The organism is Streptomyces sp. NPDC037100 (assembly GCF_055606225.1).
On record NZ_JBVJSX010000006.1, the window covers coordinates 277,354 to 299,662 of the forward strand.

19 protein-coding genes and 2 pseudogenes are annotated in these 22,309 nt (G+C 73.0%); 10 read left to right on the plus strand and 11 right to left on the minus strand.

Translation table 11 applies throughout. From position 1 onward, the window contains the following. Window positions 1-26 precede the first annotated feature (26 nt). The gene (locus ACZ7EG_RS21515; protein ID WP_471081064.1) at window positions 27-1,010 is read right to left on the minus strand and encodes a DUF4349 domain-containing protein; all 984 of its coding nucleotides are present in this window, start codon (window positions 1,008-1,010) and stop codon (window positions 27-29) included. A 158-nt stretch (window positions 1,011-1,168) separates the two neighbouring features. On the opposite strand from ACZ7EG_RS21515, the gene hemG reads away from it, so the two are divergent. Together hemG and hemQ are read left to right on the plus strand one after the other, a co-directional pair. After that, window positions 1,169-2,614: a protoporphyrinogen oxidase gene (gene hemG, locus ACZ7EG_RS21520; protein ID WP_471081067.1), complete on the plus strand. Its 1,446-nt coding sequence runs from the start codon at window positions 1,169-1,171 to the stop codon at window positions 2,612-2,614. 5 nt (window positions 2,615-2,619) lie between these two features. Continuing rightward, entirely contained in the window at window positions 2,620-3,363 is a 744-nt protein-coding gene (hemQ, locus tag ACZ7EG_RS21525) for a hydrogen peroxide-dependent heme synthase (protein ID WP_471081070.1), read from the plus strand. On the opposite strand, the gene ACZ7EG_RS21530 is transcribed toward hemQ, so the two are convergent. Both ACZ7EG_RS21530 and ACZ7EG_RS21535 read right to left on the minus strand, forming a co-directional pair. After that, the gene (locus ACZ7EG_RS21530) at window positions 3,312-4,973 is read right to left on the minus strand and encodes an alpha/beta hydrolase (RefSeq protein WP_471081073.1); all 1,662 of its coding nucleotides are present in this window, start codon (window positions 4,971-4,973) and stop codon (window positions 3,312-3,314) included. The genes hemQ and ACZ7EG_RS21530 overlap by 52 nt on opposite strands. 113 nt (window positions 4,974-5,086) lie before the next feature. After that, window positions 5,087-5,857: a TIGR04222 domain-containing membrane protein gene (locus ACZ7EG_RS21535; RefSeq protein WP_471081076.1), complete on the minus strand. Its 771-nt coding sequence runs from the start codon at window positions 5,855-5,857 to the stop codon at window positions 5,087-5,089. Window positions 5,858-5,951: 94 nt separating this feature from the next. Between ACZ7EG_RS21535 and ACZ7EG_RS21540 the strand changes: the two genes are divergently transcribed. From ACZ7EG_RS21540 to ACZ7EG_RS21555, 4 genes are all read left to right on the plus strand, one after another. Next, entirely contained in the window at window positions 5,952-6,374 is a 423-nt protein-coding gene (locus ACZ7EG_RS21540; protein ID WP_471081079.1) for a hypothetical protein, read from the plus strand. A gap of 163 nt (window positions 6,375-6,537) precedes the next feature. After that, window positions 6,538-8,004 carry an aldehyde dehydrogenase family protein gene (locus ACZ7EG_RS21545; RefSeq protein WP_471081081.1) on the plus strand — a complete coding sequence of 489 codons (1,467 nt, stop codon included), beginning with the start codon at window positions 6,538-6,540 and terminating at the stop codon, window positions 8,002-8,004. Between the two features lie 142 nt (window positions 8,005-8,146). After that, on the plus strand, window positions 8,147-9,703 hold the full coding sequence (locus tag ACZ7EG_RS21550) for a GMC family oxidoreductase (RefSeq protein ID WP_471081084.1): 1,557 nt from the start codon (window positions 8,147-8,149) through the stop codon (window positions 9,701-9,703). Further along, complete coding sequence (locus ACZ7EG_RS21555) at window positions 9,700-11,202, plus strand: APC family permease (protein ID WP_471081087.1); 1,503 nt, start codon at window positions 9,700-9,702, stop codon at window positions 11,200-11,202. Before ACZ7EG_RS21550 ends, ACZ7EG_RS21555 begins: the two co-directional genes overlap by 4 nt. A 16-nt stretch (window positions 11,203-11,218) precedes the next feature. Here the strand turns inward: ACZ7EG_RS21555 and ACZ7EG_RS21560 are convergent, their stop codons facing one another. Together ACZ7EG_RS21560 and ACZ7EG_RS21565 are read right to left on the minus strand one after the other, a co-directional pair. Then, window positions 11,219-12,733 carry an MbnB/TglH/ChrH family RiPP precursor modification enzyme gene (locus tag ACZ7EG_RS21560; protein ID WP_471081090.1) on the minus strand — a complete coding sequence of 505 codons (1,515 nt, stop codon included), beginning with the start codon at window positions 12,731-12,733 and terminating at the stop codon, window positions 11,219-11,221. Between the two features lie 194 nt (window positions 12,734-12,927). Then, complete coding sequence (locus ACZ7EG_RS21565) at window positions 12,928-13,695, minus strand: aminoacyl-tRNA hydrolase (protein WP_471081093.1); 768 nt, start codon at window positions 13,693-13,695, stop codon at window positions 12,928-12,930. A gap of 54 nt (window positions 13,696-13,749) precedes the next feature. Between ACZ7EG_RS21565 and ACZ7EG_RS21570 the strand changes: the two are divergent. Beyond that, window positions 13,750-14,226: pseudogene (locus ACZ7EG_RS21570) on the plus strand (ATP-binding cassette domain-containing protein); the annotation flags it as partial. Next, window positions 14,226-14,515 (plus strand): annotated as a pseudogene (locus ACZ7EG_RS21575) (ABC transporter); the annotation flags it as partial. The pseudogenes ACZ7EG_RS21570 and ACZ7EG_RS21575, both read left to right, overlap by 1 nt. Before the next feature lie 50 nt (window positions 14,516-14,565). On the opposite strand, the gene ACZ7EG_RS21580 reads toward ACZ7EG_RS21575, so the two are convergent. Beyond that, the gene (locus ACZ7EG_RS21580; protein ID WP_471081095.1) at window positions 14,566-14,745 is read right to left on the minus strand and encodes a hypothetical protein; all 180 of its coding nucleotides are present in this window, start codon (window positions 14,743-14,745) and stop codon (window positions 14,566-14,568) included. Window positions 14,746-14,772: 27 nt separating this feature from the next. Beyond that, window positions 14,773-16,290, minus strand: a complete 1,518-nt coding sequence (locus ACZ7EG_RS21585) for an FAD-dependent oxidoreductase (protein ID WP_471081098.1) — start codon at window positions 16,288-16,290, stop codon at window positions 14,773-14,775. An 84-nt stretch (window positions 16,291-16,374) separates the two neighbouring features. Between ACZ7EG_RS21585 and ACZ7EG_RS21590 the strand changes: the two genes are divergently transcribed. Both ACZ7EG_RS21590 and ACZ7EG_RS21595 read left to right on the plus strand, forming a co-directional pair. Then, window positions 16,375-16,749 (plus strand): ArsR/SmtB family transcription factor, encoded by a 375-nt coding sequence (locus ACZ7EG_RS21590; protein ID WP_191845297.1) that lies wholly within the window; start codon window positions 16,375-16,377, stop codon window positions 16,747-16,749. Next, window positions 16,746-17,231 (plus strand): SRPBCC family protein, encoded by a 486-nt coding sequence (locus ACZ7EG_RS21595; protein ID WP_471081101.1) that lies wholly within the window; start codon window positions 16,746-16,748, stop codon window positions 17,229-17,231. The genes ACZ7EG_RS21590 and ACZ7EG_RS21595 overlap by 4 nt, the downstream gene beginning before the upstream one ends. 315 nt (window positions 17,232-17,546) lie before the next feature. Here ACZ7EG_RS21595 and ACZ7EG_RS21600 read toward each other — a convergent pair whose 3' ends face one another. The 4 genes from ACZ7EG_RS21600 to ACZ7EG_RS21615 form a co-directional block, all read right to left on the minus strand. Then, window positions 17,547-18,929, minus strand: a complete 1,383-nt coding sequence (locus tag ACZ7EG_RS21600; RefSeq protein WP_471081104.1) for a PhoX family protein — start codon at window positions 18,927-18,929, stop codon at window positions 17,547-17,549. Between the two features lie 90 nt (window positions 18,930-19,019). Continuing rightward, window positions 19,020-19,997 (minus strand): slipin family protein, encoded by a 978-nt coding sequence (locus ACZ7EG_RS21605; RefSeq protein WP_471081107.1) that lies wholly within the window; start codon window positions 19,995-19,997, stop codon window positions 19,020-19,022. A 169-nt stretch (window positions 19,998-20,166) separates the two neighbouring features. Further along, the gene (locus ACZ7EG_RS21610; protein WP_471081110.1) at window positions 20,167-21,654 is read right to left on the minus strand and encodes a SulP family inorganic anion transporter; all 1,488 of its coding nucleotides are present in this window, start codon (window positions 21,652-21,654) and stop codon (window positions 20,167-20,169) included. 8 nt (window positions 21,655-21,662) lie between these two features. Then, a complete protein-coding gene (locus ACZ7EG_RS21615; RefSeq protein WP_471081113.1) occupies window positions 21,663-22,244 on the minus strand; it encodes a carbonic anhydrase in 582 nt (193 codons plus the stop codon). Between the last annotated feature and the right edge of the window lie 65 nt (window positions 22,245-22,309).

Here is a 22,309-nt window from a genome sequence, read left to right on the forward strand (position 1 = left end):
CGAACACGCTACGGGAGCAGGGCATTTCAGTCCCGCTCACCCGGAGTTCGCGGCTGCGCGGCCTCCGGGGCGGGGCGGGCCGTCGGCAGCGGGCCGAGCGCGGTCGCCGTGGGCGCGGGCGCGGGGCGGCGCGACAGGCGAGGGCGTACGACGCGCAGCCACAGCAGGGCGATGAGCGCGGCCACCGCCGCGAACGGCAGGACCGCGCCGACGGCCACCGCGAGCCAGCGCAGCATCGTCACGAAGGCGCTCCAGCCGCCAGCGAGCGCGTCGACGAAGCCCGGGTCGTCGTCCTTGGCCTCCTTCTTCTTCACCGGGGTCTCGGACAGCGACAGGGTGATGGTGGCCAGGCTGGTGCGGTCCTTCAGGGACTTCTGCCGGGCGAGCAGCGCCTCCAGGTCGGCCTGGCGGGTGCTCAGCTCGCCCTCCAGGGTCACCACGTCGCTGAGCTTGCCGGCCCGGTCCATCAGCTCGCGGATCCGGGCCACGCTGGCGCGCTGCGTCTTGATCCGGCTCTCCACGTCCACGACCTGGTCGGTGACGTCCTCGGCCTTCGCGCTGCGGTCGACGAGCTTGCCGGAGCCCTCCAGTTCCGCGAGGACCCCGTCGTACTTCTCGACGGGCACGCGCAACACGACCCGGGTGCGCTCGTGGCCCTCGGCGTCCCGGGTGGTCGTCTCGTTGCCGACGTAGCCGCCCGCGTTCTCCACGCCGGTGCGGGCCTGATCCAGGGCCTGCGGGACGTCCTTGACCTGTACGGTCAGGGAGGCCGTGCGGATGATGTGGCTCGCGGCGAGCTTCGGCGGCGCCGTGGCCCTGGCGCCGCTGCCGGTGCCGCCGGGGGCGGCCTCGCCCGAGACGGCCTTGTCGTCCGCCCCGTGGTCGGCGGCGGAGTTGCTGCCGCCCGACGCGTCGTCCCCGGCGCTGCACCCCGTGAGTGCGAGGGCGGCGGCCAGCAGGAGCGCGGCCAGGGCCGGGGCGGGGCGTCGTACGGATCGTCGTGTGCGCATGCGGGCATCCCCCGAGGGTCGATTCTGCTGACGCTTCTTCGACGCCGGGGCGGGGCCGATCGTTTGGCCCGGGACGGTTCCGATGCGGTCACGGTCGGGACTCGTGCAGGACACCGGGACGCGGCGGCGCCGTCAGAGCGGTCTGAGAAGCTGGGGGCATGCGCGAACTTCAAGGGCGGGTCGTCGTCATCGGGGCGGGCATCGCGGGGCTGGCCGCCGCGCACCGGCTGCTGGACCGCGGGGCGCGGGTGACCGTGCTGGAGGCCTCCGGCCGGGTCGGCGGCAAGCTGCTGCCCGGGGAGATCGCGGGCGCTCGCGTCGACCTCGGCGCCGAGTCGATGCTGGCCCGCCGCCCGGAGGCGGTGGCGCTCGCGCGCGAGGTGGGCCTCGCCGACCGCCTGCAGCCCCCGGCCACCGCGACGGCCTCGCTGTGGACCCGCGGCGCCCTGCGCCCCTTCCCCAAGGGGCATGTGATGGGCGTGCCCGGCACCGCGTCCGCCCTGGCCGGCGTGCTGTCCGAGGAAGGCCTCGCCCGCATCGAGCAGGACGCCGAGCTGCCCCGTACCGAGGTCGGCGACGACGTGGCGGTCGGGGAGTACGTGGCGCAGCGCCTCGGCCGTGAGGTCGTCGACCGCCTGCTGGAGCCCATGCTGGGCGGGGTGTACGCGGGCGACGCGTACCGCATCTCCATGCGTTCGGCCGTTCCGCAGCTCTTCCAGGTGGCCAGGACCCACACCTCCCTGACGGCAGGGGTCCGCGAGCTCCAGGCCAAGGCGGCCGCGGCCCGGCAGACCGGACCCGTCTTCATGGGCATCCAGGGCGGCATCGGCACCCTGCCCCTCGCGGTGGCGGACTCGGTCCGGGCCCGCGGGGGCGACATCCTCACGGGGACGCCGGTGACCGAGCTGCGTCGCACCCCCGAGGGCGGCTGGCACGTCGTCTCGGGTCGGCGCGAGTGGCTCGCGGACGCCGTGATCGTCGCCGCGCCCGCCCCTGCGGCCGCCCGGCTGCTGCGCGCCGAGAACCCCGGTGCCGCCGCCGGGCTCGACGGCGTCGAGTACGCCTCCATGGCCCTGGTCACCCTCGCCTACCGCCGCGCCGGGACGGCTCTGCCCGACGGCAGCGGCTTCCTCGTGCCGCCGGTCGACGGGCGGACCATCAAGGCGTCCACGTTCGCCTCGCAGAAATGGGGCTGGATCGCCGACGAGAACCCCGACCTGGTCGTCCTGCGCACCTCCGTCGGGCGGTACGGCGAGACGGAGATCCTCGAGCGCGACGACAGCGAGCTGGCCGATGTCTCCCGGCAGGACCTGAAGGCGGCGACCGGCCTCGACGCCACACCCGTCGCCACCCGCGTCACCCGCTGGGACGACGGCCTGCCCCAGTACCCCGTCGGCCACCACGCGCGCGTGGCCCGCATCCGCGAGCACATCGCCCGCCTCCCCGGCCTCGCCGTCTGCGGTGCCGCGTACGACGGCGTCGGCATCCCCGCCTGCATCGCGAGCGCCTACGCCGCCGTCGACCAGATCCACGGTGACCAGCGGGGTGTGCAGGAGCTCACCGCCCACCCGGTGCAGAGTCTGCACGGCGGAGCGGGAGAATGAGAGGCATGAGTGACGACGCCTCCACCACGGCCTCCAGCGCCGGGCCCGACCGCATCCCGAACAAGGGCAAGCTGGCCAAGGACCTCAACGAGGTCATCCGCTACACGCTCTGGTCCGTCTTCAAGCTGAAGGACGTCCTCCCCGAGGACCGCGCCGGGTACGCCGACGAGGTCCAGGAGCTGTTCGACCAGCTCGCCGCCAAGGACGTGACGATCCGCGGCACCTACGACGTCTCGGGCCTGCGCGCCGACGCCGACCTCATGATCTGGTGGCACGCGGAGACCAGCGACGCGCTGCAGGAGGCGTACAACCTCTTCCGCCGGACCAGGCTGGGCCGCGCCCTGGAGCCCGTCTGGTCGAACATGGCGCTGCACCGCCCCGCCGAGTTCAACCGCTCGCACATCCCGGCGTTCCTCGCCGACGAGACGCCCCGCGACTACGTCAGCGTCTACCCCTTCGTGCGCTCCTACGACTGGTACCTGCTGCCCGACGAGGACCGCCGCCGCATGCTCGCCGACCACGGCAAGATGGCCCGCGGCTACCCGGACGTGCGGGCCAACACCGTCGCCTCGTTCTCCCTCGGCGACTACGAGTGGATCCTCGCCTTCGAGGCCGACGAGCTGTACCGCATCGTCGACCTCATGCGTCACCTGCGCGCCTCGGAGGCCCGTCGGCACGTCCGCGAGGAGGTGCCGTTCTACACGGGCCGCCGCAGGGACATCGCCGAGCTGGTCGCCGCGCTGGCCTGATTCAGCGGACGCTTCCGCGAGCCGACGGCCCGGGCCTTGTCCGGGGCCGTCGGTTTCGGCTCGGCGTGCGGGGCGCACTCCGCGCGCCGTCCCGGCAGCCGCCCCTCCAGCAGATACGCCTCCACGTGGCCGTTGACGCAGGCGTTCGGGCCGCCCGCCAGCCCGTGGGCACCGGCGTCCCGCTCCGTCACCAGGACCGAGCCCGCGAGACGGTGGTGGAGGTCGAGGGCGCCGTCGTACGGGGTGGCGGCGTCCCGCTCGGCGGCCAGGATCAGCGTCGGCGGCAGTTCGCCCGGCCCGGCGCCGACATCGAGCGGCCGCTGCCGGGGCGCCCGCCAGTAGGCGCATGGCAGGTTCGTCCACACGTTGTCCCAGGTCTCGAAGGGCGCCATCCGCGCGAGCCGGGTGTTGTCCCGGTCCCACACCGTCCAGTCCGTGGGCCAGGGGGCGTCGTTGCACTCGACGGCCAGGTACACCGCGCGTGAGTTCTCCGCCTCGGCCGCCGCCTCCGGATGCTGTTCCGCCTGCTCGATGAGGGGCTTCGGGTCACCCTTGAGGTACGCCGACAGCGCGTGCGCGCGGTGCGCCCACTGGTCGTCGTAGTAACCGGCCTGCAGGAACGCCTTCTGCAACTCGCCCGGTCCGACCTTCCCGTCCGCCGGCTCGGCGGCCAGCCGCGCGCTCGCCCGCTGGTAACTGCGCAGCACCTCCCGCGCGGTCGCGCCCAGCCCGTACACGTCGTGGTGCCGGGCGATCCAGGCCCGGAGGTCCGCCCAGCGGCGCTCGAACGCCGCCGACTGGGCGAGGTTGTTGCGGTACCAGATCCGGTGGGGGCCGGGGTGGACCACCGAGTCGAACACCATCCGCCGCACGTGCGAGGGGAACACCGTCGCGTACAGGGCACCGAAGTACGTTCCGTACGACGAGCCCATGAAGGTCAGCCGCTCCTCGCCGAGCGCGGCGCGCAGCACGTCGAGGTCGCGGGCGTTGTTGAGGGAGTGGTAGTGCCGCAGGGCGCCGCCCGCGCGCTCGGCGCAGCCGCGCGCGTACGCCTTCGCCCGCGCGATGCGTTCCTTCTTGAACGACTCCGAGGGCTGGGCCGGTGCCTGCGAGGGCCCCTCGAAGAACTGCTTCGGGTCCGTGCACGACAGCGGCGCCGAACGGCCGACCCCGCGCGGAGCGTAGCCGACGAGGTCGTACGCGGCCGCGATCCGCTTCCACTCGGGGAGCAGTCCGACGAGCGGGAAGTACAGGCCGGTGGCGCCCGGCCCGCCCGGGTTGTACACCAGGGCGCCCTGCCGCCCGGCCGCCTCCTCGCCGTGGCGCGGGTCCTTCCGTGTGGCCCGGGCCCTGCTGACGGAGAGTTCGATCTGCTCGCCGCCCGGGCGGGCGTAGTCCAGCGGGACGCGCACCGTTGCGCACCGCATGCTGCCGGGCAGGTCCTGCGCGTCGGGGCAGGGGCCGAAGTCGACACCGGCCGCCTTGGCCCGTGCGGCGGCCACGGCGGTGCCGCGCCGCTCCGCCGCCCCCGTCGGGTCCGGGGTGTGGGCCGCGGCGAGGGTGCTCAGCAGCAAGGACCCGGCGGCCGAGTAGAGGAGGACGGCTCTCATGCGTATCCCTTCGGTGCACGGTGGCGACCAAAGGGATGTTTCGTTCGGCGCGGGGGGAAGGCAAGCACCGTCCGTCGGTGTCGGACCGCGTGCCCCTTGTGCGTCCCGGTCGGTCAGTCGTGCGACTTGCGGTGCGCGAACGCGGCGCGCAGGTCCGGTTCGCCGATCGCGCTGACGCCGCGCACCGCCACCGAGGTGAGGTACGTGCGGTCGTCGGCGGTGCCGTCCGCGGTCCGGGTCAGCGTGCCGAGCAACTGCCGCCCGGCCGGGGAGGCCCAGTGCGAGTAGGGGTGGATCTCGACCCGCGCGACGGCCAGGCAGCTCAGGGTCAGGGCGAGCGGCAGCGCGAACCACAGGGCGACCAGATGCCGTGGCATGTCCGGCGGAGCGGGCGTCAGCAGCGCGGCCACGCCCAGCCCGAGGACGGCGACGGCGGCCGCGCGGACCTGCCGGACGGCCGTCGCGACCGTCGTACGGGCACTGTCCGGCACCGCGAGCCCCGCGCGCACCAGCCCCTCGGCGATCCCGCGCACGGCGTCGGCAGCGGCGGCGGTGGACCGCACCGGCGCGATCCGGGACTGCCCCTCGGGACCGATGGCCCCTATCACCGACCGCTCCATCTCGTCCCGCCCGCGCGGGTCGACGACCGTCGCCCAGCCGGTGTGCGCCAGGAGCAGCCTGCGCTGACGTGCCATCGCGACCAACGTGACGTCGGCCACCCGGCGGGGGCCGCCGGAGAGGAACGCGGCCTCGTACAGCGTGAGTTCACGACCCGGGCCGGTGTGCGCGTCCACGGTCGCGGCGCGTACGGCGGCCAGGCACAGACGCGTGCACGCCGTGCCGGCCACGGCCCAGGCCGCCAGCAGGAAAAGAACCCAGAGCATATGTTGTTTGTATGTGACACGGTCCCGAAAACACCATGCCTCGTTCACAATCCGGACGGAGTGTTGTCGGTATGTGACGTTCCGTTTCAACTCGGTGGCGGACTGTAGGCGGGCGGCGGGAGCGTGCGCTCCCGGCGACGGTGACGAGGGCGGCGTGGGCGGCGTGGGCGGCGGCCGGTCCCGGGCCGGTGGCCGGGGGAGTGCCGGTGTCGGCCGTTTCGCGGGCCGCGGCGTCGAAGCCGACGCAGCCCGTCGCCTCCAGGACCTTGGTGTGGTCGAGGACGGTCGTGTCGGCGTCATCGGCGAGCTCGCGCGCCAGGGCGTTGCGGGTGCTCGCGCGGACCTGGGCGACGACCGGGAACACCTTGCCGTGCGCCAGTCGCAGGAGGGTGGCGAACTCGCGGTCGTACTCCGCTCCTCGCGCCCGGTCGAGCCGGTGCATCCACTGCTTCTGCTGCTCGCTCGGCTCGTCCGGCAGGGCGATTGGGGAGCGGCCGGGGACACATGCAGGACATGAAGGGCATGACATACCGGGATGAACAGGACTAGCCCACCCGGGTCCTCTGGGCCGCCCGGAGGCCGTCGCGGCGGTGTGCCCCGTGGCCGCCGCCCGCCCGATGGGCCATGTTGCTGAGCGTCGAGCCGATCGGGCTCCGGCCGGACGTGAAGGAGGCCCCGCGGTGGGTGAGCTGTACATCGACGGCGCGTGGACGCAGGCGGCGGCCGGCGGCCGGCGTGAGGTGGTCAACCCCTACGACGCCTCGGTCGTCACCACCGTCGACGAGGCCGACGCCACCGACGTCGACCGCGCCGTGCGCGCCGCCCGGCGCGCCTTCGCCGAGGAGGACTGGGCGAACGCCCCCACCCGCCGCCGGGCCGACCTCCTGCTGCGCGTCCACGACCTGCTGCTGCGCGACCGGGAGGACATCGCCCGCACCGAGACGCTCGACACCGGCAAGACCCTCACCGAGGCCCGGATCGACGTGGAGGACGTGGCGAACGCCTTCCGCTACTACGCCGAGCTCGCCGGCAAGGACGGCGGCCGGGTCGTCGACGTCGGCCCGGACGTCCTCAGCCGCGTCGTCTACCAGCCGGTCGGCGTGTGCGCCCTCATCACCCCCTGGAACTACCCGCTGCTGCAGGCCTCCTGGAAAGTCGCACCGGCCCTGGCCGCCGGCAACACCTTCGTCCTCAAGCCCAGCGAGACCACACCCCTCACCACGATCGCCATGATCCGGCTCATCGAGGAGGCCGGCGCCCCGCCCGGCGTCGCCAACCTCGTGCTGGGCTCCGGGGCGACCGTCGGCGCGGCCCTGACCAGCCACCCGGACGTCGATCTGGTCTCCTTCACCGGCGGCCTGCACACCGGCCGGGCCATCATGGCCAGCGCCGCCGAGGGGCCGCGGAACATCGCCCTCGAACTGGGCGGCAAGAACCCCAACATCGTGTTCGCCGACGCCGACTTCGACGCCGCCGTCGACTACGCCCTCGACGCCGCCTTCCTGCACTCCGGGCAGGTCTGCTCGGCCGGTTCACGCCTGCTCGTCGAGGACTCCCTGCACGACCGGTTCGTCGACGCCTACGCCGAGCGCGCCCGGGCGATCCGGCTCGGCAACGGCCTGGAGGAGGGTACCGAGAGCGGCCCCCTCAGCTCCGCCGAGCACCGGGAGAAGGTCGAGGGCTACATCGCCGTCGCCAAGGAGGAGGGCGCCCGGCTCGTCACCGGCGGCACCCGCCCCGACGACCCCGCCCTCAGCCGCGGCTTCTTCCTGCTGCCGACGATCTTCGCCGACTGCGACCGGTCCATGCGCATCGTCCAGGAGGAGGTCTTCGGCCCGGTCGTCACCGTCGAGCGCTTCCGCACCGAGGACGAGGCGGTGGACCTCGCCAACGACACCCGCTACGGCCTGGTCGGCGGCGTGTGGACCTCGGATGCGAGCCGCGCCCAGCGCGTCGCCCAGCGGCTGCGGCACGGCACCGTGTGGATCAACGACTTCCATCCCTACGTACCGCAGGCCGAGTGGGGCGGCTTCGGCCGCTCCGGCGTCGGACGCGAGCTCGGCCCCACAGGGCTGCGCGAGTACCAGGAGGCCAAGCACATCTACCAGAACCTCGCCCCCGCCCCCTCCGGCTGGTTCAAGGGCTGACCAGCGCCACCCCGCCGGCATCATCCCCACGGCCGGCCCGAGGCAGGACGCGCCCCGAACAAGGCCCTCCGCCCGCGGCGCGCCGGCCGTCGAAGAAGGGCCGTCCGCCGGCGGCGAACCGGCCACCGAAGAAAGGCACCGCATGGCCACCACTCCCGCGCACGGCGACGAGTCCGCCTACGACTACGTCATCGTCGGCGGCGGCACCGCCGGTTGCGTGCTCGCCGCCCGGCTGAGCGAGGACCCCGACTGCCGCGTCTGCGTCATCGAGGGCGGCCCCAGTGATATCGGCGACGAGCGCATCCTGCGCCTGCGCAACTGGATCAACCTGCTCGGCACGGAGTTCGACTACGGCTACACCACCGTCGAGCAGCCGCGCGGCAACTCGCACATCCTGCACTCCCGGGCCCGCGTGCTCGGCGGCTGCTCCTCGCACAACACCCTGATCAGCTTCCTGCCGCTGCCGCAGGACCTCGACGACTGGGTGAGCCACGGCTGCTCCGGCTGGGACCCGGCGACGATCCTGCCCTACCGCGACCGGCTGCTCACGCAGATCGTCCCGGTGGCCGAGGCCGACCGCAATCCCATCGCCGAGGACTTCGTCACCGCGGCCTCGCGCGCCCTCGGCGTCCCCGTCGTCGACGATTTCAACGCCGAACCCTTCGCCGACGGCACCGGCTTCTTCTCGGTGGCCTACCAGCCGGAGGGCAACCTGCGCTCCTCCGCGTCCGTCGCGTACCTCCACCCGGTGCTGGACCGGCCCAACCTCACCCTCAAGCTGGAGACCTGGGCCCACCGGTTGATCCCCGACGCGTCGGGCCGGCTCACCCGGGTCGCCGTCCGGGGCGCGGACGGCGAACCCGCCACCGTGCGCGCCGAGCGCGAACTCCTGCTGTGCGCGGGCGCCATCGACACCCCGCGCCTGCTGATGCTCTCCGGCATCGGACCGGCCGACGACCTGCGTGCCCTGGGCATCGCGGTACGGGCCGACCTGCCCGGCGTCGGGGAGAACCTCCTGGACCACCCCGAGTCCGTGATCGTCTGGGAGACCGCGGGGCCGCTGCCGCCCAACTCCGCGATGGACTCCGACGCCGGCCTGTTCCTGCGCCGCGACAAGGGCCAGCCGCGCCCCGACCTGATGTTCCACTTCTACCAGGTGCCGTTCACCGTCAACACCGAACGCCTCGGCTACCCCGTACCGCGGCACGGGGTCTGCATGACGCCGAACGTGCCGCGGGCCCGCTCCATCGGCCGCATGTGGCTGCGCAGCAACAACCCCGCCGAGCACCCGGCCCTGGACTTCCGGTACTTCACCGACCCCGAGGGCCACGACGAGCGCACCATCGTGGACGGTCTGAAGGTGGCACGCGAGGTCGCCGCGACCGACCCGCTGCGCGACTGGCTCGTCCGCGAGGTCGCGCCCGGGCCGGACGTCGTCTCCGACGCCGACCTGTCGGAGTACGGCCGCCGCGCGGCCCACACCGTCTACCACCCGGCCGGCACCTGCCGCATGGGCGCCGCGGACGACCCCTCGGCCGTCTGCGACCCCGAGCTCAGACTCCGGGGCTTCGACGGGGTGCGGATCGTCGACGCGTCGGTGTTCCCGACGATGCCCACCATCAACCCGATGGTGACCGTGCTGCTCGCCGCCGAACGGGCCGCCGACCTGATCACCGCAGACCGGAGGTCCCAGCAGTGACCGGTACGCAGCCCCCAGCGCCGGCGTCCGGTGTGCCCTCCGGGGAGCCGGGCTCCGAGTTCCGCAAGGACATGGGCCCCTGGGCCAACTTCGCCCTCGGCTTCACCTACCTCTCCCCGGTGGTGGGCACCTACACGCTCTTCGGCATCGCGATCGCCGACGGCGGACCGCCGATGATCTGGGCGTTCCTGGTCGCCGGCTGCGGCCAGTTCCTCGTCGCGCTGATCTTCGGCGAGATCGTCGCCCAGTACCCGATCGCGGGCGGTGTCTACCCCTGGGCCCGGCGGCTGTGGGGCACGCGCTGGGCGTGGATGACCGGCTGGGTGTACATGTGGGCGCTGCTGGTGACCATCACCTCCGTCGCCTACGGCGCCGGCCCCTACATCGCCATCCTCTTCGGCTTCAGAGCGACCGTGCACACCACCGTGCTGTGCACCGCCGTCCTCATCGTCGTCGCCATTCTCATCAACTACATGGGCACCAAGGCGCTGTCGGCGGCAGCGCTCATCGGTTTCGCCGGCGAGCTCATCGGTGCCCTCGTCGTCGGCGTCTACCTGCTGGCCACCCACCGGCACCACGGTCTCGGAGTCGTCTTCGACACCTACGGGGTCGAGGGAGACGGTTCCTACCTGCCGGCGTTCCTGGCAGCCTCCATCATCGGCCTCTACCAGTACTACGGCTTCGAGGCGTGCGGCGACACCGCCGAGGAGGTCGCCCACCCGGGCCGGGTCATCCCCCGCGCGATGCGCCGCACCATCTACATCGGCGGCGCGGCGGCCACGTTCACCTGTATGTCGCTGCTGCTGTCGGTCACGGACTTCAACGCGATCATCTCGGGCGAGCAGGCGGACCCGGTGGTGGACGTGCTGTACGACGCCATGGGCGAGACCGGGGCCAGGATGGTGATGGCCGTGGTGCTGATCTCCTTCCTGTCCTGCACGATCAGCCTCCAGGCCGCGGCCGGGCGGCTCATCTACTCCTACGCCCGGGACGAGATGATCGTCGGATACCGGCTGCTGCGGCGGTTCGTCCACGCCCGTGCGGTGCCGAGCTGGGCGCTGTTCGTGTCCGCTGCGGTGCCGCTGATCATCGCCTTCGCCTCACTGCTCTCCGAGGACGCCCTCACCAACATCGTCTCGTTCGCGATCCTCGGCATCTACGGCTCGTTCCAGATGGTGGTCCTGGCCGCACTGCGCGCTCGGCTCAAGGGCTGGAAACCGACGGGGGAGTTCACCCTGGGCCGCTGGGGCCTCACGGTGAACATCGCGGCGCTGGTCTACGGCATCCTCGCCATCGTCAACATCTGCTGGGCCCGCTCCCCGGAGAAGTCCTGGTGGGAGAACTGGATCGTCCTGTTGTGCGGCGGCGTGGTGCTGGGGACGGGCCTGGTCTACATGTTCACGACGCACCACTACGGCCGGAGCGATGCGCCGGCGGGCGACGCGGTACCGGACAAGCGGGCCGCTGCCCCCGCCGGGCCGGACTCAGGGCGCGGGTGAGATGCGTGGGGGCTCCTCAACGCCGCAGCAGGACCTTGCGCGTGGCGCGAGCGAGTCGGTGGGCCGGGCGCCGGGAGCGCGGCGAGGGCCCCGACCGCTCCAGCCACCACTCCCGCAGCTCCCGCCGTGCCGTCGTGTCCCCGGGGCGTCCGGTGGACAGCAGGTGCTCGGCGAAGTCGAGGGCGTCGCGCCGGTACCCGGCGGTCATGGGCCGGGTCTGGGCGTAGCCGAGGAACGCCGTGCGGTACGCGTCCCCGAGGATCACCGGCAGCTCGGGCGCGACCTTCGCCACCACATCCGCCCGCTTCGCGGCGAGCGCCCGCGTCTGTACGCCGATCCGCACCCGGTCGAACCCCTCGGGCACGGGCGTGCCCGCGACCAGCGCCGACAGCAACGCGGCCTGCGCCAGCCCGAGCCGCTGCCGGGCGTCGCCGGCCCCTTCTGGATGGGGCAGGCCGGAGACGCCCCGTGTCGCCCCGGCCGCCCCGGTCTCATGGCCGTGCCGCACGACGCGGGTTGCGTCCGCAGCGGCTTCCGGTGCTCCGGCGCCGGCTGCCGGGGCCGGAGCACCGCCGCGGCCGGCAGCCGCTCCCCGTCGTCCGGCGGCGGTTGCCGTGAGCAGCGGTTCGTCGTCGACCGCCCCGGTCCTCGTGCGCCGCGCGGCGGCACCGGCGGCGGAGCGGAGTTCTGTCTTCACGCGTTCGACAGCCCCTGCCTCCAGCGCCCGGCGGATCGTGGTCAACTCGGCCTCCAGCTCCGCCGGTTCCGGGAAGTTCTCGTCCCGCTCCAGGAGGACGCCCGGGGGACTGACGCGGGAGGCGAGGTCCGTCAGGATGTCGAGGACCGGCCGGGGAACGGGGTGGGCGTGGCTGTCGTGCCAGACGCCGTCGCGCTCGAAGCCGCCGGCGACGTGGACGTAGGCGATGGCCTCCAGGGGCAGCTCGGCGAGGGCCTTGGACGGGTCCTCGCCGCAATTGACGTGGTTGGTGTGCAGGTTGGCCACGTCGATGAGGAGGCGGACGCCCGTGCGGTCGGCGAGGTCGTACAGGAACTGGCCCTCTGTCATCTCCTCGCCCGGCCAGCAGACCAGCGCGGCGATGTTCTCGACGGCCAGCGGCACCGGAAGCGCGTCCTGAGCGATGCGTACGTTCTCGCACAGGACGTCCAGGGCGTCCCGGGTCCGGGGCACGGGCAGCAGATGACCCGCCTCCAGGTGCGGGGAGGCGGTCAGCGCCCCACCCGCCCGTACGAACGCGATGTGCTCGGTGACCAGCGGCGAACCGAGTGCCTCCGCGCGCTCGGCCAGTGCCGTCAGCCGTCCCGCGTCGGGCCGGTCCGCGCCACCGAGGCCGAGCGAGACGCCGTGCGGCACCACGGTGACGCCGCGCTCACGCAGCCGCCGCAGCGAGTCGGGCAGGTGCCCGGGGCAGACGTTCTCGGCCACCGCCTCGACCCAGTCGATCCCCGGCATCCGCTCCACGGCGTCCGCGATCTCCGGTCGCCACCCGATGCCCGTCCCCAGTCGCTCCATCGTCCCCTCCTCCACCCGGCCCGTTCCTCGAACGTGAGGGGGGTATGGCCCAGCCGCTCGCCCCCGAACCCCGCACGGCCCGCCTTCAGAGCAACATTTGAGGTTCGGGGGCCCGGCCCCCGCCCCCTGACGGAAACGCACGGGGTCGGCTGTAGCCCCACTGGAGCACTCGTCCGGGACCGCCGCGCCCGCGGCTACTCCGAACGGGAGGGCGCCGCGCGGCCGGTCCCGTGCGGCTCGCGGCGCAGCGCCGGGTGGTCCGCCACCACCGTGCACGAGCCGGGCGCGATCTCCGTGAACCCCGCGTCGCGCACCAACGGCAGCCCACTGCCGGTGAGTCCGGGCCAGCGGGCCGCGCCGGCCGTCCGGACGGCGAGCGGGAAACCCGCGTCGTGCCAGGCGGCCCGCTCCTCGTCGGGCAGTTCCCACCAGGCCAGTTGGGCGGCGTGGCCGGCCTGCGCCATGGCCTTGCCGGCCGACATGCCGAGATCCGGGTTCAGCCACAGCACGGGGGCGGAGGGGTCCGCGTCCACCGGCGGCAGGGGGTCGTCCAGGTCGGTGCCGGAGACCTGCAGCCTGGCCAGGTCCTTGGGCCAGCCGTCCAGCGGGACGGGCGGGAAGACCCGCACCTCGGCGGCCTTGCCGGTGACCGTGATGCCGGGCAGCGCCCCGGCCCGCCGCCACTCGGCGCCGCGGGCCCGCCGCACGACCTTGCGGATCCTGGCGTCCTGCCAGTCCCGCATCGCCCCGGCCCACTCGCCCTCCCCGGCCGACCGCTCGTCGGCCAGGATCGTCAGCACCGCCCGCGCGGCCGTCTCCAGTGCGTCCGTGCGCGCCGGCGGGTCCGCCCGCTCGATCCGTACGACGAGCGGCAGCACGAACTGCGGTGCCTCGTCGCGTGCCGAGGGCTCGGACCGGAAGGGACTGTCGGTCTCGCTCACGGGCGTCGGGTTTTCACTCACGAACCCCAGTGTGCCAGCCGGTAGATCGTGCAGGATGGCCGCATGTGACCCGACCTGTGCCTGCGCGACGCGGGCCGCCGCTACGGCCTGAGAGGCCCCTGGGTGCTGCGCGGAATCGACCTGGCGGTGGCTCCGGGCCGGCTCGTCCGCGTCGAGGGCGCCAACGGCAGCGGCAAGTCCACGCTGCTGCGGCTGCTCGCCGGCATCGACGCGCCGAGCGAGGGCCGGATCACCGGCCGGCCGCGCACGGCGTACGTCCCCGAGCGGTTCCCGCCGGCCCTGCCCTTCACCGCCGCCGGCTACCTCACCCACCTCGGCACCGTGCACGGCCTGACCCGGACGCGGGCCGCCCGGGCCGCCGGGGAATGGCTGGAGCGCCTCGGAGCCCTCGCGTACGCCGAGACGCCGATGGCCCGGCTGTCGAAGGGCAACAGCCAGAAGGTCGCGGTCGCCCAGGCCCTGCCGGCGGAGCCAGAGCTGCTGGTGCTGGACGAGGCGTGGACCGGCCTGGACGCCGCTGCCCGCGCCGAGCCGGGCTGCTCGCAGTCCTGGCCTGCGCCCTGCTCGGCACCTCCGTCGGCGCGCTCACCAGCCGGCCCCTGCTGAGGTCGCCGGGCCGGGCGGTCCCCGCCCTGCTCCTCGCGGCGCTGCTGTCGCTGGTGGCCACCGGCTCACCCGCCCAGGCGGCCGTGCAGGGCCTGGTCACCGGGTCGCAGCGGGGCACCGTCCCGCTGCCGCTGCTGCCCCTGGGCGCGGCGGCCCTGGTCACGGCCGGGCGCTGGCCCTGGCCGGTGCTCTGGCCTCCCGCCGGTCACCCTGAGCAGGCCGTGCGCTGCGCCTCCTGCCATTCGCAGGCGGGGCAGAGCACGGTCACCCTGAGCAGGCCGTGCGCTGCGCCTCCTGCCATTCACAGGCGGGGCAGAGCGTGATGCCCTTGTACGACTCGGGGTACTCCGTCGGCTCCCGGCACAGCACACACTCGGCGTACGGCGGGCCCTCCGCCCGTGGCGGCCTGGTCGCGTCGATCAGGCAGTAGTCGTCCTCGCTCATGTGTCCAGCGTAGGCGGGGGCGGACCGTCAGAGGTCCCGCTGCTCCAGCGGCTTGGTCGCCGGGCCCTGGATCACCTTGCCGTCCGTGTCGAAACGGGAGCCGTGGCAGGGGCACTCCCAGGCGCGTTCGGCGGCGTTGAAGTCGACCAGGCAGCCCAGGTGGGTGCAGCGGGCGGACACGGCGTGCAGCCCGCCGTCGTCGTCCCGGTACACCGCGACGCGGTGGCCGTCCGCGCGGACCACGGCACCCTCGCCGGGCGGCAGGGACTCCACCGGCGGGGCAGGCCGCAGCCGGTCTCCGACGAAGTGCCCGGCGACCTTGGCCTGCGTCTTGAGGAACGCCGGCGCCTCACGCAGCGCGGGCTTGACCCGGCGCGGGTCGTACAGGGCGCTCCACTCGCACTCCTCGCCCGTGATCTGCGCGGTCAGCAGCCGGCCCGCCATGATGCCGCCGGTCATGCCCCAGCCGCCGAAGCCGGTGGCCACGTACGTGTGCCGGGCGCCCGGGTGCAGGGGGCCGATCATCGGCACCGTGTCCGTGGGCTCGGTGTCCTGGGTGGCCCACCGGTGCGTGACCTCCAGGTCCGGGAAGTGGCCGGTGGCCCAGGCGGTGAGGCGTTCGAAACGGGCCCGCGGGTCGCCCGTGCCCGGCGTGAAGTGCTCACCGGTGACGATGAGCAGCCGCCGGTCGCCCTCGTGGGGCGCGGTGCGCACCGAGCGGGTGTCCTCGTCGGGCGTGATGAACATGCCGTCCGGGTCCTGGTCCGCGGGGATCGTCCCGGCGACGACGAGCTCGCGGCGTGTGGAGAGGCGAGCGAACAGCAGGGCACGGTCGAAGATCGGGTAGTGCGTCGCGACGACGACGTCCCGGGCCCTGACCGTCGCCCCGGTCGTGGTCGACAGCCTGCACGGCTCGCCCTCGTCCAGGCCGAGGACGGTGGTGTCCTCGTAGATCCGCCCGCCGCGCTCGACCAGGTCGGCGACGAGCGCCAGCAGGTACTTGCGCGGGTGGAACTGGGCCTGCCCGGTGACCTCGACCGCGCCCGCCACCGGGAAGGGCAGCCCGGTCTCCGTCACGAACGAGGCGGGCAGCCCGGCCTCGGACGCGGCCCGTGCCTCGGCGCGCAGCTCCTCCACGCGGCCCACGTCACGGGCATAGGTGTAGGCGCTCCTCGTCTCCCACTCGCAGTCGACGCCCAACTCCTCGGCGATCCGAGCCGCGTGCTCGATCGCCTCCGACTGGGACCGCGCGTACAGCCGTGCGCCGTCGGGGCCGCGGGTGCGCCGCAGCTTGTCGTAGACGAGCGTGTGCAAGGCGGTGACCTTGGCGGTGGTGTGCCCGGTGACGCCGGCAGCGACCCGGCCGGCCTCCAGGACGGCGACGCTCCGCCCGGCCCGCGTCAGTTCCCACGCCGTGCTCAGCCCGGCGATCCCGGCGCCGATCACCGCCACGTCGACGTGAACGTCCTCCGTGAGCGCCGGATGCCGGCCGTCCGGTGCCGTGTCGAGCCAGTAAGAGCTGCTGACCTGCTGCTTCTCGCTCATGGCCGCCGAGTACCCCCGTCCGTCCGCTTCAGTGTCGGGCGGGTCGCTTTACACCCGGGGCGGGCAGGGATAACGTACAACCAAATGGTTGTAGATGAGCTGAGCGACGAGACGGTGGACCGGCTGTTCCACGCCCTGGCCGACACCACGCGCCGGGACATACTGCGCCGCTGCGTGCGCGGGGAGCTGTCGGTGTCCCGGCTGGCCGAGGCCTACCCGATGAGCTTCGCCGCGGTGCAGAAGCACGTGGCGGTGCTGGAGCGGGCCGGTCTGGTCACCAAGCAGCGCAGCGGACGGGAGCAGCTCGTGCGCACCGACCCCGACGCGGTGGGCCGCGCGCGCCAAGCCCTGGACGAACTCGAGTCCGCCTGGCGCGGGCGCGTGGACCGGATGGCCCGGCTGCTCGCCGAGGACCCCGGAACCGAAGAGAACGACACGACGGAAGGACCCGAACGATGAGTGTCACCAGTGTCGACAAGGACCTCGACCACCTCACCCTCACCCTGGTCGCCGACTTCGCCGCCCCGGTCGAACGGGTGTGGCGGCTGTGGGCCGACCCCCGGCAGCTGGAGCGCTGGTGGGGGCCGCCGACCTACCCGGCGACGGTGGAGCAGCACGACCTGACCCCCGGCGGGGAGGTCACCTACTTCATGACCGGCCCGGAGGGAGACCGGCACCGCGGCTGGTGGCGGATCACCTCGGTCAGCGAGCCGACGGACCTGGAGTTCACCGACGGCTTCGCCGACGACGACGGCAAGCCCAAGGACGACATGCCGACCATGTCCGTGACGGTGCGGCTCAGCGAGCACGGCGGCGGCACCCGGATGGAGATGCGCTCCCTGTTCGACACCCGCGAGCAGATGGAGCAGCTGGTCACCATGGGCATGGAGGAGGGCCTGAAGGAGGCCGTCGGCCAGATCGACGCCCTGCTGGCCGCCTGACCGCTCGGATCAGGCCTGCTCCAGCAGCCGCTTACGGCACTCGGCCACGTCGAAGTCCCCCTGTGGATAACGCGGATCCAGCTCCTCGAAAGGCTCCAGGAGCAGCGTGCCGACCGCCCAGTTGCGGTACCACCTGTGCTCGGCCGGGATCAGGTACCAGGGCGCGTTCGAGGTGCCGCAACGCCAGGGCGATCCCGTAGGCCTCCCGGAACGCGGGCCGGTGTGTCCCCGGGCCCCCTGCGCGGCCCTGTGCCTCGATGGCCCGGTGGGGCGCCGGGGCTCGCACCCGGCGCCCGGTCGGCGGTGGAGCGCCGGTCAGCGGCGCCAGGGGCCCGTCACCGCGAACGTGGTGCCGGGGGTGTAGCAGTTGACGTACATCGTGTCGCCGTCCGGGGAGAAGGTCACCCCGGCGAACTCACCCCATTCGGGCTCCTGCTCGGTGCCGATGTTCTGCCGGTTGCGGGCCATCGCGTAGACCTCGCCGCGCCGGGTGACGCCGAAGACGTGCTGGGCGCCGTTGCCGTCCTCGCAGACCATCAGGCCGCCGCTGGGCGCCAGGCAGATGTTGTCCGGCGACTCGCCCGGCAGCTGCACATCGGTGTCCGGGCCGAAGACGATCACCAGGGTGAGCCGGCGGAGCTCCGGGTCGTAGCGCCAGACCTGTCCGAAGTGGTCGGCGGCCGAACCGTCCGACCGGCGCGCGAACGACGACACGAAGTACACCGAACGGCCGCCCCAGTAGCAGCCCTCCAGCTTCTGCGCATGCGTGATGCCCCCGCGGCCGAAGTCCTGGAACCGGATCGCCGTCTGCGCGGCCTGCGGGTCCGGTACGTCCACCCACTCGATGTGGTCGAACTCGGCGCCGACGTCCTGGATGGAGGACAGGTCCGGCACACCGGGCACGCGCATGGCCTGGAGCCGGCCGCCCGCGCGCAGCGAACCCCTGCCGCCCAGCGGCCGGTTCGGCAGGAAACGGTAGAAGAGGCCGAAGGGCTTCTCGAAGGCGTCCTCGGTCTCGTACACCACGCCCCGCCGGGGATCGACGGCGATCGCCTCGTGCGCGAAACGGCCCATCGCGGTCAGCGGCACGGCCCCCGTGCGGTGCGGATCGACCGGGTCGACCTCGAAGATGAAGCCGTGGTCCTTGGTGTAGCCGTTGGTGCCGGCCTTGTCCTCGGTCTCCTCGCAGGTCAGCCAGGTGTCCCAAGGGGTGGGCCCGCCCGCGCAGTTCACGGCTGTTCCGGCGATCGCGACGCGCTCCGACTGCACCCTGTTGCGGGAGTCGAGGGTCAGCGCCGTACAGCCGCCCTTGCCGGCCGGGTCGTAGGTGAGGCCCTCGACGGTCGGCACCGGGACCTTGCCGCTCACGCGGTTCTCGTGGTTGCGGACCAGGTGGACCCGGCCGCCTCTGCCCCCGAAGGCCGACATGCCGTCGTGGTTGGAGGGGACCTTGCCCTCGCCGGAGCGCAGTTCGTCCCCCTCGCGGGAGAGGATCCGGTAGTGGAACCCTTCCGGCAGGTCGAGGACGCCCTTGGGGTCGGGGACGAGCGGGCCGTAGCCGGTGCGGCCGAGGCCCTGTGCAGCGGCGGTGCCGGCGAAGAGTTCGGAGAGCGCGCCGGAGAACGCGATCCCGACGCCCAGGGCGCCCGTTCCGGCGAGCATCCGACGTCGGGTGGCGAAGCGACCGGATTCGGTCATGAGGAAACCTTCCTGCTGGCGGACAGGAGTTGTGATCCCGCTGTGTCTATCACCTGGTGCGGGCCACGGGAACCACGCGCGTAGCGCGCGTCACTGCTCCACGGCCCGCCGCAGCCGCTCCATGGCCTCCCCGGCCTGCTCCGTCAGGTCGACGGCACGCTGCTCCGTGAGGTCGACGGCACGGTCCTCCGTGGGGTCGACGGCATGCTCCTCGATCTCCGCGCGGTCGCTGGGCTGCGCGCGGCTCGCGGTCTCCGCGCCTCCCGCGTCTCGCGCGTCCTGCGGCACTTCCGCGCTCTGCGCCGCGGGCTGCGCGCCCCGCTCCAGGAACCGCAGGAGCTCCACCGGAATGGGCAGGACGAGCGTGGAGTTCTTCTCCGCCGCCACCGCCATGACGGTCTGCAGCAGCCGGAGCTGGAGCGCCGAGGGCGTGTCGGCCATCTGGCGGGCGGCCTGGGCCAGCTTCTTGGAGGCCTGGTACTCGGCGTCGGCGTTGATGAGCCGGGCTCGCCGCTCCCGGTCGGCCTCCGCCTGGCGGGCCATGGAGCGCTTCATGGTGTCCGGCAGGGAGACGTCCTTGATCTCCACGCGGTCGATGGTCACGCCCCACTCCACCGCCGGACTGTCGATCATCAGCTCCAGGCCCTGGTTGAGCTTCTCCCGGTTGGACAGCAGGTCGTCCAGCTCGCTCTTGCCGATGATCGAGCGCAGCGAGGTCTGCGCCATCTGCGAGACCGCGAAGCGGTAGTCCTCGACGTTGACGATCGCGGCCGACGGGTCCACGACCTTGAAGTACACGACGGCGTCGACCCGCACGGTCACGTTGTCGCGGGTGATGCCCTCCTGGGCCGGGACGGGCATGGTCACGATCTGCAGGTTGACCTTCCGCATCCGGTCCACCGCGGGGATCACGAGGTTGAACCCGGGCCGCCGCACGTCCCCGTGCAGACGCCCCAGCCGGAAGACGACCCCGCGCTCGTACTGCTTGACGACGCGTGCCGCGGAGACCACGTACACCAGCGCAGCGGCCCCGACCGCGGCCACCACACCGACCAGCTCTTCGACCATGCCGACCTCCCGGTTCAGAGGTCCGAATCCGTCCGTTTCTGTAACGATATGCCCGAACCGGGGCGTGGGGCCATGCCCGGAGATCGGGCCGACACGGGGCGGACGCGCAAGGTCCGGGGCGCGCAGCCGGCGCGCCCCGGACCAAGGGGTGGGTGAGCGGGTCCGCCGTCTAGGCGACGGTGACCTTCTCCGCCTGAGCCTCCTCGGGCTCCGTGACCTTCACCGGTTCGGTGCCCGTCGCGCTGTGGCGTGCGGCCCAGCTCTCCAGGGCGGTGCGGCAGGCGTGGTCGAGGTGGTGCAGGCCCGAGAGGTCCAGCTCGACCGGACGGTCCTGCGGAAGGCTCTCCAGGCTGTCGAGGATCTTCGGCAGCCGCAGGAAGGTCGCGTTGCCCGACAGGTACGCCTGGATCGGGCCGGCGCCCTTGTCGATGATGTCGAGCTTGACGTGCGAGGCCTCCCAGGCGGTCTTGACGACCGACAGGGCCAGACCGATGAGCACGCCCTCGAACATGTTCACCGCGACGATCGACACGGCGGTGACGATCAGGATGAGCGCCTCACCCTTGTGAGCCCGCCACAGCGCCGTGATCTGACGGAACGGGATCAGCTTCCAGCCGGCGTGCACGAGGATGCCGGCGAGGGCGGGGATCGGGATCAGGGCCAGGGCCCACGGCATCGCGGCGGCGAACAGCAGCAGCCACACGCCGTGCAGCACCCGGGAGGCCTTGGTCTTGGCGCCCGCGTTGACGTTGGCGGAGCTGCGCACGATGACGGCGGTCATCGGCAGCGCGCCGAGCAGACCGCACAGGGTGTTGCCCGCGCCCTGGGCGATCATCTCCTTGTTGTACTCGGTGCGCGGACCGTTGTGCAGCCGGTCCACGGCGGCCGCGCTGAACAGGCTCTCCGCGGAGGCGATCAGTGCGAAGGCGATGATGGTGCCCCAGATGGCCGGGTTCGCCAGTTCGCCGAAGGCCTCGGCCCCGGGCGGCTGGATGACGCCGAGCAGGCCCTCCACCTGGACGGTGGCGACCGGCAGGCCGAAGGCGAGCGCGGCGACCGTGGCCAGGACCACCGCTGCGAGGGCGCCGGGCACGGTCTGGACCGCCTTCGGCATCTTCTTCCAGAGCACGATGACGGCGATGGTGCCCGCGCCGATCGCGAGGGAGGTCATGGCCTTGGTGCTGCCGAGCGTGTCGGCGACCATCCCGGGCAGGCCGGCGATCTTGCCGAGTCCGGACTCCGGTGCCTTCAGGCCTGCCGCCGCGTAGATCTGACCGGCGATGATCACCAGTCCGATGCCGCAGAGCATGCCCTCGACGACGGAGACGGAGATCGCCCGGAACCAGCGGCCTATGCCGAGGAAGCCCATGGCGAGCTGGAGCAGCCCGGCGAGCAGCACGATCACGCCGAGCGTGGCCACTCCGAACTGGCTGACGGCCTCGAAGACCAGCACGGTGAGTCCGGCGGCGGGTCCGGACACCTGAAGGCTGCTGCCGCGCATCAGCCCGGTGACGAGCCCGCCCACGATGCCGGTGATGAGGCCCAGCTCCGCGGGAACGCCGGAGGCGACCGCCACGCCGACGCACAGCGGGACCGCGACCAGGAAGACGACGATCGAGGCGAGGAAGTCCTGCTTCAGGTAGGGAAACTTGGTCATGGTCGCCCTCACAGCTTCTCGAAGGAATCGGTCTCCGCGCGGTGTTCGCGCACGGTGCCGGTGTGTACCTCGTAGAACCAGGCGTGCAGCCGGAGCCGGCCTTCCGTCAGGCGGCGCTCGACGCAGGGGTAGGACCGCAGTCGGAGCACCTGGGTGAGGGCGTGGTTCTGCACGGCCTCGGCGACCGCCGGGTCGGCCGGGTCCGAGCAGGTGGGCTCCTCGGCCGCGTGGGCGAGCCAGTCGCGCACCGCCGGTACGGCGGCGAGGTCGTCGCCGCGTACCACCGCGCCCACGGCGCCGCAGTGCGAGTGGCCGCAGACCACGATCTCCTTGACGCCGAGGACCTCCACGGCGTACTCGATCGTGGCCGCCTCCGATGTGGGGTGCTCGAAGGAGTGCGGGGGAACGACGTTGCCCGCGGTGCGCAGCTCGAAGAGCTCGCCGGGACGGGCGCCCGTGATCAGGGCCGGTACGACCCTGGAATCGGAGCAGGTGATGAACAGGACGTCGGGGGACTGGCCCTCGGCGAGGTGGGCGAACTCCTCAGGGCGCTGTCCGAAGGTGCGGGCGTTGTCGATGAGGGGCTGCATGAGTGTGGTGACTCCTCCTGGCGCGCAGTGGGGGCGCGTCGGACGGGCATGACAGAGGGTGGGGG

What these genes read in the sequence shown, in the direction of transcription:
- ACZ7EG_RS21600 (WP_471081104.1), bottom strand. Translation starts at nt 18,929, where the DNA reads ATGACCGAATCCGGTCGCTTCGCCACCCGACGTCGGATGCTCGCCGGA.
- ACZ7EG_RS21585 (WP_471081098.1), bottom strand. Translation starts at nt 16,290, where the DNA reads ATGAGCGAGAAGCAGCAGGTCAGCAGCTCTTACTGGCTCGACACGGCA.
- ACZ7EG_RS21605 (WP_471081107.1), bottom strand. Translation starts at nt 19,997, where the DNA reads ATGGTCGAAGAGCTGGTCGGTGTGGTGGCCGCGGTCGGGGCCGCTGCG.
- ACZ7EG_RS21610 (WP_471081110.1), bottom strand. Translation starts at nt 21,654, where the DNA reads ATGACCAAGTTTCCCTACCTGAAGCAGGACTTCCTCGCCTCGATCGTC.
- ACZ7EG_RS21530 (WP_471081073.1), bottom strand. Translation starts at nt 4,973, where the DNA reads ATGAGAGCCGTCCTCCTCTACTCGGCCGCCGGGTCCTTGCTGCTGAGC.
- ACZ7EG_RS21595 (WP_471081101.1), top strand. Translation starts at nt 16,746, where the DNA reads ATGAGTGTCACCAGTGTCGACAAGGACCTCGACCACCTCACCCTCACC.
- hemG (WP_471081067.1), top strand. Translation starts at nt 1,169, where the DNA reads ATGCGCGAACTTCAAGGGCGGGTCGTCGTCATCGGGGCGGGCATCGCG.
- ACZ7EG_RS21560 (WP_471081090.1), bottom strand. Translation starts at nt 12,733, where the DNA reads ATGGAGCGACTGGGGACGGGCATCGGGTGGCGACCGGAGATCGCGGAC.
- ACZ7EG_RS21590 (WP_191845297.1), top strand. Translation starts at nt 16,375, where the DNA reads ATGGTTGTAGATGAGCTGAGCGACGAGACGGTGGACCGGCTGTTCCAC.
- ACZ7EG_RS21550 (WP_471081084.1), top strand. Translation starts at nt 8,147, where the DNA reads ATGGCCACCACTCCCGCGCACGGCGACGAGTCCGCCTACGACTACGTC.
- ACZ7EG_RS21615 (WP_471081113.1), bottom strand. Translation starts at nt 22,244, where the DNA reads ATGCAGCCCCTCATCGACAACGCCCGCACCTTCGGACAGCGCCCTGAG.
- hemQ (WP_471081070.1), top strand. Translation starts at nt 2,620, where the DNA reads ATGAGTGACGACGCCTCCACCACGGCCTCCAGCGCCGGGCCCGACCGC.
- ACZ7EG_RS21535 (WP_471081076.1), bottom strand. Translation starts at nt 5,857, where the DNA reads ATGCTCTGGGTTCTTTTCCTGCTGGCGGCCTGGGCCGTGGCCGGCACG.
- ACZ7EG_RS21580 (WP_471081095.1), bottom strand. Translation starts at nt 14,745, where the DNA reads ATGAGCGAGGACGACTACTGCCTGATCGACGCGACCAGGCCGCCACGG.
- ACZ7EG_RS21515 (WP_471081064.1), bottom strand. Translation starts at nt 1,010, where the DNA reads ATGCGCACACGACGATCCGTACGACGCCCCGCCCCGGCCCTGGCCGCG.